This window comes from Bradyrhizobium sacchari (assembly GCF_002068095.1).
GTDB classification, from domain to species: Bacteria; Pseudomonadota; Alphaproteobacteria; order Rhizobiales; family Xanthobacteraceae; genus Bradyrhizobium; species Bradyrhizobium sacchari.
The window spans coordinates 1-14436 of sequence record NZ_LWIG01000007.1 but is presented as its reverse complement, the minus strand read 5'-3'; the positions used below and the strand labels follow the sequence as shown (position 1 = coordinate 14436).

Sequence of the window (14436 nt, the reverse complement as noted above, 5' to 3'; positions counted from 1 at the left end):
TCATGAGCAAGGCAAAAGGCGCGAGCCTGATCGACCTCCAGATCATGTGGCACCGGCTGATCGCCGTGGTCGAGGAGCAGGCGCAGGTGCTTTTGCGCACCGCGTTCAGCCCGATCGTTCGCGAATGCGGCGACCTCTCGGCCGGCGTGTTCGACCTCAGGGGGCGGATGCTGGCGCAGGCGGTGACCGGCACGCCCGGCCACGTCAACTCGATGGCGGAATCAGTCAAGCACTTCATCGACCATTTCCCGATCGAGACGATGAAGCAGGGCGATGCCTACATCACCAACGATCCCTGGATGGGCACCGGCCATCTCAACGACTTCGTCGTCACCACGCCCTGCTTCAAGGACGGCAAGGTCGTCGCGCTGTTCTCCTGCACCAGCCACCTCATGGACATCGGCGGCATCGGCTTCGGGCCTGACGCCACCGACGTGTTCATGGAGGGACTCTACATCCCCATGCTGAAGCTGATCGACCAGGGCGTCGTCAACGAGACGCTGATGGCGATGATCCGCACCAACACGCGGCTGCCGATCGACACCGAAGGCGACACCTATTCTCTCGCCGGCTGCAACGACGTCGGCTGCGAGCGCCTGGTCGAGATGATGACCGAGTTCGGCATCGACACGCTCGACGAGCTCGGCGACTACATCTGCGACCGCTCGCGCGAGGCGGTGCTGGCCGAGATCGCAAAGCTGCCGAAAGGAAGCTGGCGCAACACCATGGTGGTGGACGGTTATGACGCGCCGGTCACGCTGGCGGCGACGCTGACGATCTCGGACACCGGCATCCACGTCGATTTCGACGGCACCTCGGCCGCGTCGAAGTTCGGCATCAACGTGCCCCTGTCCTACACCACGGCCTACACCGTGTTCGGTCTCGGCTGCGTCGTCGCCTCGCAGATTCCCAACAATGCCGGCTCGCTGTCGCCGCTGACGGTCTCGGCCCCTGCGGGCGCGATCCTGAACGCGCCGAAACCGGCGCCGGTCGCCTCGCGCCACGTCATCGGCCAGATGCTGCCCGACGTGGTGTTCGGCTGCCTGCGCCAGATCATTCCGGAGCGCGTGCCCGCGGAAGGCACCTCGTGCCTGTGGAATCTCAACGTGCGCGGCCAGACCCGCTCCGGCGTCGGCGGCAATTACGGGTTCTCGATGGCGGTGACCTCCAATGGCGGCACCGGCGCACGCTTCGGCAAGGACGGGCTATCGGCCACCGCCTATCCCAGCGGTGTGCGCGGCACGCCGGTCGAGATCGCGGAGACGCAGACCCCGCTGATCTTCTGGCGCAAGGAGCTGCGTCCGGATTCCGGCGGGGCGGGGCGCACCCGCGGCGGCCTCGGCCAGATCATCGAGGTCGGCAGCGGCGTCGATGCGCCGTTCGACATTCTCGCGGCGTTCGACCGCATCGATCATCCGCCGCGCGGCCGCGATGGCGGCCAGAACGGTGAGGCCGGCTATGTTGGTCTCAAGTCCGGCAAGAAGCTTCGCGGCAAGGGTTTTCAGCAGGTGCCGCCGGACGACCGGCTGGTGGTGATGACACCCGGCGGCGCCGGCATCGGTGCGCCGACGATGCGCGATCGTGCGGCGGTCAAGGACGACATCGACAGCGGTCTCGTGTCTTCGGACAACGCAGTCAAGGTTTATGGATACGCGCGCTGATGCGTCAGCGCGCTTGTTAAACGGAGGGGCTCGATGATCACGCGACGGAACTTCACCGCGGGCGCAGCGACCCTGCTGGCCGCGGGCCACATCTCCACCCGCGCGCGGGCGGCGACGACAAGCTGGGACATGTCGACGGTCTGGCCCGACGGCAATTTCCACACCCAGAACGCGATGGCTTTCGCCGAAGAGGTGAAGAAGCAGAGCGGCGGCTCCGTTGCGATCACCGTGAAAGCGGGCGGCCAGCTCGGCTTCAAGGGCCCCGAACATTTGCGGGCCGTGCGCGACGGCCTGGTGCCGCTTGCCGACGTCCTCAACATCCAGCAGGTCGGCGACGAGCCCTTCATGGGCGTCGAGAGCATTCCCTTCCTGTGCGGCTCGATGGACGAGCTCAAGGTGCTGCACAAATATGTCAGGCCCGAATACGAGAAGGTTGCCGCGCGCAACAACCAGAAGATCCTCTACATCGTGCCGTGGCCGACGCAATATCTGCACCTCAAGGTCAAGGTCGCCGCCGTCGACGGATTGAAGAACATCAAGATCCGCGTCCCCGACAAGAACGCGGTCGACATGCTGGCCGTGGTCGGCATGGCGCCGGTGATGATCCCCTGGGGCGAGACCATTCCGGCGCTGGCGTCCGGCGCGGTCTCCGGCGTCTCCACTTCGGCGGTGTCGGGCGTCGACGGCAAGTTCTGGGAATTCTTGAAATACATCTATCCGACGAACCACGTCTGGTCGTCGCAGATGCTCACCGTCAATCTGGATTCCTGGAAGGCGCTCAGCGCCGACCAGCAGAAGCTCGTGGCGGATGTCGCGGCGAAGATGGAGCCGGGCTTCTGGGTCAACTCGCTCAAGGCCGACGTCGACAGCCTCAATCGCCTCAAGGAAGGCGGCATGGAGGTGGTGCCGGTGTCGGAGGCCATGATCGCGGACATCCGCGCCAAGACCGCGCCGCAGTTAGATGCCTTCCTCAAGCGCGTGCCGGCGGCCGACAAGCCGGTGCGGGCCTATCTCGCCGAAATGAAGCGCGGTTGAGGGCGGATCCGTGGTGAGCGTTTCCTCCGAAGCACCGCAAAGCCTCAACGCAGCGGCGCCGGCGCCGCTGCGCATCGTCCTCGACGGCATCGATCGCCTCGGCAGGCTCGACGGCTGGATCGGCGGCGGCTGTCTGCTCACGCTGACATTGTTAATGCTGTGCGAGGTCGCAACCCGCTTCCTCTCGAACTTCCTGCCGTTCTTCCCGCCGACCATCTCGATCGCGTGGGAATATTCCTCCTATCTGATGGCGGCGTCGTTCACCTTCGGCGCCGCCATGACCTTGCGCGTCGGCGGCCACATCCGCGTCGTGCTGCTGCTGAAGAACGCTCCGGCGCCGGTGCAGCGCGCGCTCGAGATCCTTTCGGCGGCGGCCGGCTTCGCCTTCATGGCGTTCCTGACCTCGGCCATGGCGAAGTTCGCCTTTGCCGCGTACACGCGCGGCCAGGTCTCGACCTCGAGCGACACGCCGCTGTGGTTTCCGGAAGCCGTCGTCACCTTCGGCATGCTGCTGCTCACCCTGCAGTTCCTGGCGCGCGCGATCCAGGCCGTGCTCGGCCTGCCGCTGGAAGACCACCGCATGAAGGCCTCGCCCGTCGAATGACCGCCGCTTTGCCCGCACCCGGATTCGAGATCGCATGACCATCGAAGTCCTCGCCCTGTTCGCGATCCTGTTTGCGCTGCTGGCCTGCGGCGTGTGGATCGGCCTCACGCTGGCGCTCACCGCGACGCTGCTGCTCGCGATGTTCCGTTCGATCCCGCTCGACAAGCTGCTGCCGCAATACGCCTGGAATATCCTGACCACGCAGGAGCTGTTGGCGCTGCCGCTCTTCATCCTGATGGGCGAATTGCTGTTCCGCACCCGCCTGTCGCGCTCGCTATTCCAGGGCCTGGCGCCCTGGGCCGGGTTGCTGCCGGGCCGCCTGCTGCATGTGAACGTGATCGGCTGCACCATCTTCGCGGCAATCTCGGGCTCGTCGGCCGCGACCACGCAGGTGATCGGCCGCATGTCGCTCAACGAGCTCTTGCGCCGCGGCTATTCGCGCGACATCGCGATCGGCTCGCTCGCCGGCGCCGGCACGCTCGGCTTCCTGATCCCGCCGTCCAACATCATGATCATCTACGGCGTGCTCGGCGATGTCTCGATCCTGAAGCTGTTCACGGCCGGCGTGCTGCCCGGCCTGCTGCTGGCGGCGACCTTCATGGGCTGGGTGATGCTGCACACCAGCCTCAAGCCCGCGATGGTGCCCGAGATGGAAGCAAAGCTCTCGCAGGTGCCGTGGGGCGAACGCTTCGCCGCGTTGAAGGACCTCGCGCCGGCGCTGTTCCTGATCGCCTGCGTGCTCGGCTCGATGTATGGCGGGCTGGCGACGCCCTCGGAGGCTGCCGCCGTCGGCGTGCTTGGCGCGGGGCTGGTGGCCTGGGCGCAGGGTTCGATGTCGCAGCAGGTGATGCGCGACGTGCTGATCGGCTCGGTCGTCACCTGCTCGATGATCGCGCTGATCGTGCTCGGCGCCTCGATCCTCGGCAATGCCGCGGCTTTCCTCGGCATCCCTCAGGCGGTCGCCGCCTTCGTCAAGGGGCTCGGCCTGTCGCCCTTCATGCTGATCGTGGTGCTCGTCATCTTCTACCTGATCCTCGGCTGCTTCCTCGACGGCTTCTCGATGATCGTGATGACGCTGCCGATCGTGCTGCCGATCGTGAAGGGCGCGGGCTTCGACGAGATCTGGTTCGGCATCTTCCTGGTGCTCGCCGTCGAGATGGCGCAGATCACCCCGCCGGTCGGCTTCAACCTGTTCGTGATCCAGGGCCTGACCGAGGACGGCCTCGGCTACATCGCGCGCGTCACGATGCCCTATCTCCTGATCATGATCGGCTTCGTGCTGCTGCTGACGCTGTGGCCCGGCATCGTCACGATCCTGCCGCGGGTGCTGTACGGATAGAGCATGATCCGGAAAAGTGTGCGGCGGTTTTCCGAACAGATCATGCTCAAACAGAATCCACGCGCCGCTCCGGCTTTGCGGCCGGAGCGGCGTGCTTTGCTCAATCGAGTCTACGCCGCCGCCTTCTTCCGCGCGAGCTCGGCCTTGTACAGCTCGAACTCCTCGGCGATCGCCTTTGCGACCGACGGCCGCTCGCGCAGGCGCTCGTAATAGGCCTTCACGTTCGGCCATTTCGCAAGCTCGATCGGCGGCGTCGCCATGGTCCAGTTGATGACCGTGACGAGATAGGCATCGGCCACGCTGAAATGGTCGAGCAGGAAGTCGCGGCCCTTCAGGTAGTCGTCGAGATAGTCGAGCCGCGACAGGTTCTTCTCCAGCACATAGGCTTTCGCTTCCTGCGGCGCCTTGCGGTCGAGCACGGGAATGAACAGGCCCTTGTGCAGCTCGGTGCCGATGAAGCAGAGCCATTGATGCAGCCGGGTGCGCTCGATGCCTGCCGTGGCGCCGAGGCCGGATTGCGGAAAACGGTCCGCGACATATTGCAGGATCGCGGCGTTCTCGGTCAGCACCACGCCCTCGTCTGTGCGCAGCGTCGGCACCAGGCCGATCGGATTGACGGTGCGGAAGTCGGAGCCGTCTTTCAGCACGGTCTTGGTCGGCGGATCGACTTCGAGATAGTTCGCCTCGGCGCCGGCTTCATACAATGCGACGCGCGTCGCCATCGAGCAGGCGAGCGGCGAGAAATAGAGATCCATCTGTAGCCTCCTTGGGCAATTCCTCTTCGGGTGTCGCTCAACCTGGCCAGATTGATTTTTGTACCATCTTGCATAATATATCGGGGGTCAAGGATTATTTGCGAAATGGTACAAAAATCGAGGCCGCCATCTGTTGCCAATGAGCCCGGGCGCCGCGGCGAACCCGAGCGCCGCGGCGAACCTAAGCGCCGCGGCCGCCCCCGCGCCTACGAGCCCGAGATCGCGCTCGGCAAGGCGCTCGACCTGTTTCGCAAGCAAGGTTTTGCGGCCACCTCGCTCGACGATCTCAGCGAAGCCACCGGCATGAACCGGCCAAGCCTTTACGGCGCCTTCGGCGACAAGCGCGAGCTCTACATCAAGAGCTACCAGCGCTATCGCGAGGAAGCTGCCGCCTCCATGGTCGAGATCTTTCGCCAGGAGATGCCGCTGCGCCAGCGGCTGGAGCGCATCTATGCGTCCGCGCTGGACATCTATCTGTCCGGCGACACCGGCCCGCGCGGCTGTTTCACGGTTGTCACTGCAGCGTCCGAGGCCGTCGGCGATCCCGAGATCCGCGCCATGGTGCTCGACGGTCTCACCGGGCTCGACAAGGCGTTTGCAAGCTGCTTCCGCCGGGCGAAGGAGAAGGGCGAATTGCCGGAGAGCACCGATCCAATCGTGCTGGCGCAGATCGCCTCCGCCACCGTCCACACCATCGCCATCCGCTCACGCGCCCGCGTTCCGCGCAAGGAGCTCGAGGCGATCGTGAAGGGCGCGATTGATGTGATGGTGGGAGCCAAGCCCTAGCTGTCGAGCCGGCCTGGCGCGCAATTGCGCGCGGGGGGCCGGGACGACACCGAGAATGAGGCGCCAGCGCTAGCCCCGTTTACGCCGCGCGGATCTGCGCCAGGAAACGATCGACCTCATCGCGCAGCCGCTGCGACTGCTTCGCCAGCTCGATCGCCGAGCCCAGCACTTCTTCGGCGGCGGTGCCCGTCGCGGCGATGCCGTCGGTGACGCCTGCGATGTTCTGCGAGACCTCGCCGGTGCGGGCCGCGGCCTGCTGGACGTTCTGCGCGATCTCCTGCGTCGCCGTGCCCTGCTGCCCGACGGCCGCGGCAATCGCCGCGGAGATTTCGTCGACCTGCTGGATGGTCGTGCAGATCGACTGGATGCCGTCCACCGCGCCGCTGGTTTCGCCCTGAACGGCCGTCACTTGGGCGCCGATCTCCTCCGTCGCTTTCGCGGTCTGGGTCGCGAGTGCCTTCACTTCGGAGGCGACCACGGCAAAGCCGCGGCCGGCTTCGCCCGCGCGCGCCGCCTCGATCGTCGCATTCAGCGCCAGGAGGTTGGTCTGTCCCGCAATCCCGTTGATGAAGGAGACGACGTCGCCGATCTTCTGCGCCGCGTCCGCAAGGCTCTGCACGCGCGCGTTCGATTGCCGGCCGTCGCTGGCGGCCTTGCCGACCACCTCGGTCGCATGCGCCAGCCGCCGGCTGATCTCGGTCATGGACGAGGACAACTCTTCTGCGGCCGCCGCCACCGTCTGGACGTTCTCGGACGCGAGGGCCGAGGCCGACGACACCGTGCGGGTCTGCTCACGCGACTGCGCGACGATGGCCGACATCGAGCGCGCGGTGTGCTCCATCTCGACCGCCGCCGCCGACACCGTGGTGACGACGTCGCGGATGCTGGCCTCGAAATTGTCGGCCAGTGCAGCGAAGGCGCGGCGCTTCTCCGCTTCCGACTGCGCCTTGGCTTCGAGCTGCTCGGCCTGGAGCTTCGCAAAATTCACGGCATTGTCGCGGAACACCGCGACCGCCTTCACCATCGCGCCGACCTCGTCATTCGCCTTGCTGACGGGAACGTCAACGTCGAGACGCCCGTCCGCGAGCTCGCGCATCACGGAGGTAATCGACAGGATCGGCCGCGAGATGCTGCGGGCGATGACATAGCCGACGATGGCGGCGAGCACGAGCCCCAGCGCGGCGATGCCGATCGAAAGCCACCAGGCGCGGTCGGCCGAGGCTTCGTAATCGGCATTGTCCATCACCAGCTCGACGGCGCCGAGCGGTTTTCCGGAGAAATCCTTGATCGGCCCGAGCAGCGCGGCGACTGGCGTGGTATCGAGCTTTGCCTGGCGTACCGTGAAGTCGCCTGCGGTGGCGCGGGTGTAGTCAGCCGCCTCGAAGAAGCTCTTGCCCTTCAGCGTGCCGCCGAACAGCTTGAAGCCCGAGCCGTCGGCGAGATGGAAGGCGACGTCGACGTGGCGGTTGGTCTTGAAGTCGTCGAAGAAGGGCTGGCCGAAGGTCAGGCCGAATTCGACGGTGCCGAGATGCTTGCCGCCTTGCGCGATCGGTACCACGCCGCGGATGCCGAGCCCCGCCACGCCGCCCTCGAGCCCGATCACGACCTTGCGGTCCTGGTTGGCGGTGACAACGGTCTTACGGAAGCCGGAGAGGTCGTCGCCGAATTTCGCCGGCTGGTGCACGCGCAGGAAAGAGCTCGCCGGCGGCACGTGGAACTGGAACTGGTCGACGCCATAGTCGGTCTTGATGGCGGCGAACACCGGCCCGAACAGGCGTACCAGCGCCTCGCGGTCCTGCTTCGCCATCGCCTCCTGCGTCGCCGGCATGGCCGCGATCACGGCGCTCATCGCTGCGGCGCGATGCGATTCCTCCGCGATGCGCGATTGCAGGGCGTCGTAATGGCTGCGCAGCTCGCGCTGGTCGGCGCGGTCGATGATCCCCGCGATGATCCACATCGCGCCGAGCACTGCGATCAGCGCCGTCGCCGCCGCCGTCACCGCCAGCGCAACCGTGATCCGCATCCTGAGGCCGAGGCTCGCGCGCATGTCCGTCTCGTTGTTTGAGCGTTGGTTAACAACGCCTATCAACTTCTCGCTAAGAGAGGGTGAACGGGGCGGGGGCGCGGGTGGTTGCGGGGGCGGGGTGGCTACCAAAACAGCGGTGTCGTCCCGGCGCAGGCCGGGACCCATAACCACAGGGAGAAGTTTGGCGAAGACTAGTCGTTCGGTACTGCTACAGACCGCAGTCGATAGATCACGCGGTGGGTCCCGGCCTGCGCCGGGACGACACCGGGTGCGTAGAGCTAGCGAGGCCTCAATACCCCCGGACCCGGTCCACCACGTTCTCCAGCGCGCCGCCCGCCTCGAACCTTGCGATCTGCTCGGCGACATAGGCCGAGATCGCATCGGCATCGGTGTCGGCGGCGTTGTGCGGGGTCAGCAGCACCTTGGGGTGGGTCCAGAACCGGCTATCCTTCGGCTGCGGCTCCTGCACGAAGACGTCGAGCGAGGCGGCGCCCAGCGTGCCGTCATCGAGGCAGGCCAGGATGTCGGCCTCGTTCTGCAGGCCGCCGCGGCCGGCATTGATCAGCACGGGTGCGCCGAGCGGGCTGGTGCGGTTGAGTTTTGCAAAGACGTCGCGGTTGAGAATGCCGTGCGTGTCCGGTGTCAGCGGCAACAATGACACCAGAATGTCGGTCTTGCTCAGGAACGCGTCCATGCCGGCAGTGCCGTGGAAGCATTCGACGCCATCGATCGTGCGCGGGCTGCGGCTCCAGCCGGCGACGCGGAAGCCGAGCCGCCGCAGCACGTCGGCCGCGTCGGCGCCGAGGGTGCCAAGCCCCATGACGCCGACGGTGACGGCGCTCGCCGGCCACTGATATTTCGGCTCCCAGCGCTTCTCGCGCTGCGATTCCCGCAGGTACAGCTCCTGGCGGTGGTGCATCAGAACGTGCAGCACGACATATTCGGTCATGCGGTTGGTCAGGTCGGGCACGGCGACCCGGACCAGCGGCACGCCGGGCAGGCTCTTGTCGGCCATCAGCGCATCGACGCCGGCGCCGAGATTGAAGATGGCCCGGAGGTTCGGGAAGGAGCCGAGGTCGCCCGGCACCGGCTTCCACACCGCCGCATAGTGCACCTCGGCTGGATCGAGGGAGGCATCGGGCAGCAGCACCACGCGGCGACCGCCGCAGACCGCATCGAACCGGGCCTTCCAGCGCTCCGGCAGCCAGTTCTGCTGCGTGCTGTTGATCAGGACGGCCAGTGTGCCTTTGCTCATTCGAAGTGCCTCGTCGGGTTCCGCTTTTGGAGGCCCTCCTTGGCACGATCTGCCGGATTTTTCTTGCAAAATCTTTCCGCAGCCCTGTCGGGGCAGGGCATAGTGGATCGTCTTCAAAACAAGAGGTCAGGGAAGGTGCTGCCCATGCTTTATGCGATTCTTTGCTATCACGATGAGGACTTCGTCGGCTCCTGGAGCAAGGAGCAGGACGAGGCCGTGATGAAGAAGCTCGCCGTGGTGCAGGAGAAGCTCACGAAGCAGGGCCGGCTCGGGCCGGTGGCGCGGCTGCTGCCGACCACGGCGGCCGCGACCCTGCGCAAGGAGGATCCGCCATTGGTGCTCGACGGTCCCTATGCCGAGACCAAGGAGCAGTTGCTCGGCTTCTACATCGTCGACTGCAAGAATCTCGACGATGCGCTCGACGTCGCGCGTGACCTCGGTGCGGCCAATCCCGGCGGCGCCTATGAGGTGCGTCCCGTCGGCGTGTTCAGGCCCGGAGGAAACCTGACGTGAGCGAGACCGAAACCGCCTGGATCGAGACCGCGCTGACGTCGGCGCGACCCCAGGCGGTCGGCGCGCTGCTGCGCTACTTCCGCGATCTCGACACCGCCGAGGAAGCCTTCCAGAACGCCTGCCTGCGCGCGCTGAAAACCTGGCCGCAGAACGGGCCGCCGCGCGATCCCGCGGCATGGCTGATCATGGTCGGCCGCAACGTCGCGATCGACGAGGTGCGCCGAACCCGCAAGCAGCAGCCGCTGCCCGAGGACGACCAGGCGATCTCCGATCTCGATGACGCCGAGGGTGCGCTCGCCGAACGGCTCGACGGCTCGCATTATCGCGACGACATCTTGCGGCTGATGTTCGTGTGTTGTCATCCGCAGCTGCCGGCGACGCAGCAGATCGCGCTGGCCTTGCGCATCGTCTCGGGCCTCACCGTGAAGCAGATCGCGCGCGCCTTCCTGGTCTCGGAGGCGGCGATGGAGCAGCGCATCACGCGCGCCAAGGCCAGGATCGCGGAAGCCGGCGTGCCGTTCGAGGCGCCCGGTGCCGTCGAGCGCGCCGAGCGGCTCGCCGGCGTCGCGGCGATGATCTACCTGATCTTCAACGAGGGCTATTCGGCGAGCGGCGACACCGCGGCGATCCGCACTCCACTATGCGAGGAGGCGATTCGCCTGGCGCGGCTGCTGCTGCGGCTGTTCCCGAGCGAGCCCGAAATCATGGGGCTCACCGCGCTCATCCTGTTGCAGCATGCGCGCAGCGCCGCGCGCTTTGCCGCGGACGGTTCGCTGATCCTGCTGGACGACCAGGACCGCTCGCTGTGGAATGGCACCATGATCGCGGAAGGGCTGGCGCTGATCGACAAGGCGATGCGCCATCGCCGCAGCGGGCCGTACCAGATCCAGGCTGCGATCGCCGCATTGCATGCGCGCGCGGCAACGCCGGAAGAGACCGACTGGACCCAGATCGACCTGCTCTACGGCGCGCTCGAGCTGGTGCAGCCTTCGCCCGTGGTGACGCTCAACCGCGCCGTTGCGGTCTCCAAGGTGCACGGGGCCCAGGCCGCGCTCGACCTGATCGAGCCACTGGCGCCGAAGCTTGCCAACTATTTCCATTTCTACGGCGTGCGCGGCGCCTTCCTGATGCAGCTCGGCCGCAATGACGAAGCGCGCGTCGCCTTCGACCGCGCCATCGCGCTGGCCAACACCTCCGCCGAAGCCGCTCACATCCGCATGCATCTCGACCGGCTGATCCGGGACAGCCAGCCGAAGGCAAGGGAAAGCGCGAAGGCGAAATAGGCGCCCCGTCATTCCGGGGCACCCGAAGGGTGAACCCGGAATCTCGAGATTCCGGGTCTGGTCCTTCGGACCATCCCGGAATGACAATCGGAAATTTTGTCCCATCTCTTGTCGGCCGCCGCCGTTCCCCTTCGTCTTATTCCCGTGTCCAGGGAGCCATTCATGCTGAAAGTCTTTTCCATCATCGCCATCGTTCTCGCCGTCGGCATCGCCGGCGTCCTTGTCTTCGCGTTGACCAAACCCGACACCTTCCGCGTCGAGCGCAGCCTCGCCCTGAGGGCGCCGGCCGGCGCGATCTATCCGCTGGTCGCCGATTTCCATCTCTGGACGACCTGGTCGCCCTACGAGGATCGCGATCCCGCCATGAAGCGGACGTTTGGTGGAACTGCGCAAGGAAAGGGCGCGACCTATGCCTGGGACGGCAACAACAATGTCGGCGCCGGCCACATGGAGATCCTCGATGCGGCCTCTCCGTCAAAGCTCCGCATCAAGCTCGATTTCGAGCGTCCCTTCGAAGGCCACAACACCGCCGAGTTCACCTTTGTGCCGCAGGGCGAGACTACTCTGGTCACATGGGCGATGTACGGTCCGGCTCCGTTCATGTCCAAGGTGATGCAGGTGTTCATCAACATGGACAGCATGATCGGTAAGGATTTCGAGGCCGGTCTCGTTAGCCTGAAGAAGCTCACAGAGAAATAGAGAGCCTTACTGCCCAAGGAAGACAACAAGGAAGAGAAGAGGAGAGAAATGATGCTCAATCCCTATCTGTTCTATCAGGACACCTGCGAAGCGGCGTTCACCTATTACGCCAAGGTTCTCGGCGGCAATATCGACGCGATGATGCGTGCATCCGAAGCACCGCCGGACATGCCGGCCCCACCCGGCCGCGAGAAGACGATCATGCATGCGCGGATGTCGTTGCCCGACGGCAGTGTCTTGATGGCCTCTGATGCGCCGGGCGAACATTTTCACAAGCCGCAGGGATTTTCGGTCTCGCTGACGATCAAGGATGTCGCGGATGCCGAGCGCAAGTTCAACGCGCTCGCCGACGGCGGTTCGGTCACTATGCCGTTCAGCAAGACGTTCTGGGCCAAGGGTTTCGGCATGTGCGTCGACAGGTTCGGCATTCCCTGGATGGTGAACTGCCCGGCGGAAGGCATGTGACAGAAGCGGTCGCCTGACACGCTGGTGGCACGCCCCTCTCGATCGGGGCGCGCCCAGGCTGGGCACGTCATACGCCGATCGGCCTATGCGCCTCTCACCGGATTGATCCGGTCACGTCTTCAGCGGATGGCGGGGACTGAACGCAGCGCGGGCAGATCACGAGCTTGGTGCCGAGCTGCTTGTCCTTCTCCGCTTCGATCTCGTCGTGGACCGCCCACCACGCCTCGGAGTAGGGGCGCAACGTGCCGAGCACTCTTTCGCGCTCCTGGTTAGGATCGGCCTGTGCAGGTGCGGGTGGAGGCGCGGGATTCGTCACGCGCCGCTTGGTGAGGGCAGGCCGATTCGGATTTTGGCCGAGGCCGTCCCATGCGACCGGACGGCGCTCCTGCGCCGGGGCCGCCGTGCATCCCATGAGCGCTGCGCAAAAAGTAAGCAGGACGAAGCCGTGTCGCATCATGCCGGACCTTTGGTGCGGTACGCGACACGCAAACTCCGCGTGAGAAGCCTTGCATCGCGTCGATTAAATGGAACTTAAGGGAAACGACGTGGCCGGCATGGCCGAACATGAATCATGCTCTCGCATGACTTTGCGAGGGCAGTGAGGCCGCTTCGTGAAAAGGTGCGGCCCGCATCGCACAACAACTGGCGCAATAATAGGCTGTGAACTGAGCGTCAGAATCGCTAATCATTCCTTCATAAATTCTACAAACTGGGATGGACGTGACTTGGAAGGGGAGCGACCGATGGCTGCGGCGCTGCAGATCAACTTTGCACTATGGGGTATGCTCATCTGCGCGAGCATGGAACTGGCGCAGATGATCCAGAGGTTCTTCTAGAACCGACAAAGCGTGTGACCGGTGCAATGTCGCAGGCTCGCTTGCCCGTCAGCTCACGAGCAATGCGATGAGCTTGACGCTGACGCTTGCGATGACAAGCATCGAGACGATGTAGTTGCGCGGTCGCGCCGTCCTGCGACCATTGTGACGCCGCCGCTGCCTCAGTCTGGCCGCGGCGGGATTTCACCGAACTGCCCAATCGCCGGACAATGGCGGATCGATCGCGGTCAGATCGCCGCGGGTCATCATCATCGGCAGCGCGGATAGATCGCGGCGAGATCGCGCCCTTTCAGCAGCAGCAACCGCGAGGTAAGGCCGCCGCGGCGGCTGATCCAGTCGCGCACCGGCCCAGGATAGGCGGCGAGCACCGCGTCCGATGCTTCCGGTTCGGCATAGAAGCGCCCGCGCCGATCGACCGAGCGCGCGGCGTGGAAGCCGAGCACGGCGCGCCTCGTGACGCAAATGCGCTCGCCCGGCACGATGCTCAGCACCAGCGTGCAGGCGGAGAGGCAAGGACCGTCGATCACCACGCGCTCGCCGCTCTCGCGCACCTTCTCGAATAGATCGAGGAACGGCCCGACCTGTCCGCCCGGCGACTGGATGATGCGGATTTCGGCGGCAGCGGGCGTGGCGGCGACGAGCGCGGATGCGAGCATCAGGGCTTTGAGGAAGGCGATGCGTTGCATGAACTCTCCACCAACTCGGTTTGGTAGGTGGGTTAGCCCGGCGCCCGTGCTTTGCGCAGCCGCAGGGCTAACCCACCCTTGTAATAGCGCAATCGGATATTGTCTGGGTGTTCCGAGAGGAATGGCCTGCCGCAGCTGCAACCACGGCAGGCCGCTGGCGATCGGATCGCGCCCACCCTGAGCAGTTTATGGCTGCCCCGTAGCAGGATCGCGCCAGCACCTTCATCGGACCCGGATGGTTGCCGGAACAATTTGGTTCGCTTCACAAGGCAGGGGTCGACGAAGATGACGAAGACTAACATGATTGTGGCCGGCATTGATACGGCCAAAGACAAGCTGGACGTCGCGATTTGCGGTCAGGTTCTGTGTTTGCAGGTCGCAAACTCGATGCGGGGCTGGAAGCAACTGTGCTCGGAGCTGGCAAAGGCGGGCGTCGAGCGGGTCGGGATCGAGGCGACCGGTGGTTACGAGCGTGGGGTGGTCAGGCACCTGC

Annotated in this window: 14 protein-coding genes and 1 pseudogene; 10 read left to right on the top strand and 5 right to left on the bottom strand. The window is 65.4% G+C overall.

All coding sequences use genetic code 11. The features are described from left to right. The first annotated feature begins 2 nt into the window (after positions 1-2). From A5906_RS06500 to A5906_RS06485, 4 genes are read left to right on the top strand one after another with little or no spacing between them, the layout of a single operon-like run. On the top strand, positions 3-1661 hold the full coding sequence (locus tag A5906_RS06500; protein WP_080134435.1) for a hydantoinase B/oxoprolinase family protein: 1659 nt from the start codon (positions 3-5) through the stop codon (positions 1659-1661). A 33-nt stretch (positions 1662-1694) separates the two neighbouring features. Further along, positions 1695-2696 (top strand): TRAP transporter substrate-binding protein, encoded by a 1002-nt coding sequence (locus A5906_RS06495; RefSeq protein ID WP_080134434.1) that lies wholly within the window; start codon positions 1695-1697, stop codon positions 2694-2696. 10 nt (positions 2697-2706) lie between these two features. Beyond that, complete coding sequence (locus tag A5906_RS06490) at positions 2707-3300, top strand: TRAP transporter small permease subunit (protein ID WP_080134433.1); 594 nt, start codon at positions 2707-2709, stop codon at positions 3298-3300. A gap of 34 nt (positions 3301-3334) precedes the next feature. Next, on the top strand, positions 3335-4639 hold the full coding sequence (locus A5906_RS06485) for a TRAP transporter large permease (protein ID WP_080134432.1): 1305 nt from the start codon (positions 3335-3337) through the stop codon (positions 4637-4639). Positions 4640-4749: 110 nt separating this feature from the next. On the opposite strand, the gene A5906_RS06480 is transcribed toward A5906_RS06485, so the two are convergent. Next, positions 4750-5394, bottom strand: coding sequence for a glutathione binding-like protein (locus tag A5906_RS06480; protein WP_080134431.1), 645 nt, complete (start codon positions 5392-5394; stop codon positions 4750-4752). 105 nt (positions 5395-5499) lie between these two features. On the opposite strand from A5906_RS06480, the gene A5906_RS06475 reads away from it, so the two are divergent. Next, complete coding sequence (locus tag A5906_RS06475; RefSeq protein WP_080134430.1) at positions 5500-6180, top strand: TetR/AcrR family transcriptional regulator; 681 nt, start codon at positions 5500-5502, stop codon at positions 6178-6180. Positions 6181-6259: 79 nt separating this feature from the next. Here the strand turns inward: A5906_RS06475 and A5906_RS06470 are convergent, their stop codons facing one another. Further along, the gene (locus A5906_RS06470; RefSeq protein WP_080134429.1) at positions 6260-8227 is read right to left on the bottom strand and encodes a methyl-accepting chemotaxis protein; all 1968 of its coding nucleotides are present in this window, start codon (positions 8225-8227) and stop codon (positions 6260-6262) included. A 268-nt stretch (positions 8228-8495) separates the two neighbouring features. After that, positions 8496-9461 (bottom strand): 2-hydroxyacid dehydrogenase, encoded by a 966-nt coding sequence (locus tag A5906_RS06465; RefSeq protein WP_080134428.1) that lies wholly within the window; start codon positions 9459-9461, stop codon positions 8496-8498. Positions 9462-9605: 144 nt separating this feature from the next. Between A5906_RS06465 and A5906_RS06460 the strand changes: the two genes are divergently transcribed. From A5906_RS06460 to A5906_RS06445, 4 genes are all read left to right on the top strand, one after another. Continuing rightward, positions 9606-9974 carry a YciI family protein gene (locus A5906_RS06460; protein WP_080134427.1) on the top strand — a complete coding sequence of 123 codons (369 nt, stop codon included), beginning with the start codon at positions 9606-9608 and terminating at the stop codon, positions 9972-9974. After that, on the top strand, positions 9971-11257 hold the full coding sequence (locus tag A5906_RS06455; protein ID WP_080134426.1) for an RNA polymerase sigma factor: 1287 nt from the start codon (positions 9971-9973) through the stop codon (positions 11255-11257). The genes A5906_RS06460 and A5906_RS06455 overlap by 4 nt, the downstream gene beginning before the upstream one ends. Positions 11258-11419: 162 nt before the next feature. Further along, positions 11420-11956 carry an SRPBCC family protein gene (locus A5906_RS06450; RefSeq protein ID WP_080134425.1) on the top strand — a complete coding sequence of 179 codons (537 nt, stop codon included), beginning with the start codon at positions 11420-11422 and terminating at the stop codon, positions 11954-11956. Positions 11957-12007: 51 nt separating this feature from the next. Further along, positions 12008-12421 (top strand): VOC family protein, encoded by a 414-nt coding sequence (locus A5906_RS06445; RefSeq protein WP_080135195.1) that lies wholly within the window; start codon positions 12008-12010, stop codon positions 12419-12421. A 94-nt stretch (positions 12422-12515) separates the two neighbouring features. On the opposite strand, the gene A5906_RS06440 is transcribed toward A5906_RS06445, so the two are convergent. Continuing rightward, entirely contained in the window at positions 12516-12878 is a 363-nt protein-coding gene (locus A5906_RS06440; protein ID WP_080134424.1) for a hypothetical protein, read from the bottom strand. A 627-nt stretch (positions 12879-13505) separates the two neighbouring features. Further along, the gene (locus A5906_RS06435) at positions 13506-13943 is read right to left on the bottom strand and encodes a hypothetical protein (protein ID WP_080134423.1); all 438 of its coding nucleotides are present in this window, start codon (positions 13941-13943) and stop codon (positions 13506-13508) included. 285 nt (positions 13944-14228) lie between these two features. On the opposite strand from A5906_RS06435, the pseudogene A5906_RS06430 reads away from it, so the two are divergent. Next, a pseudogene (locus A5906_RS06430) lies at positions 14229-14436 on the top strand (IS110 family transposase); the annotation flags it as partial.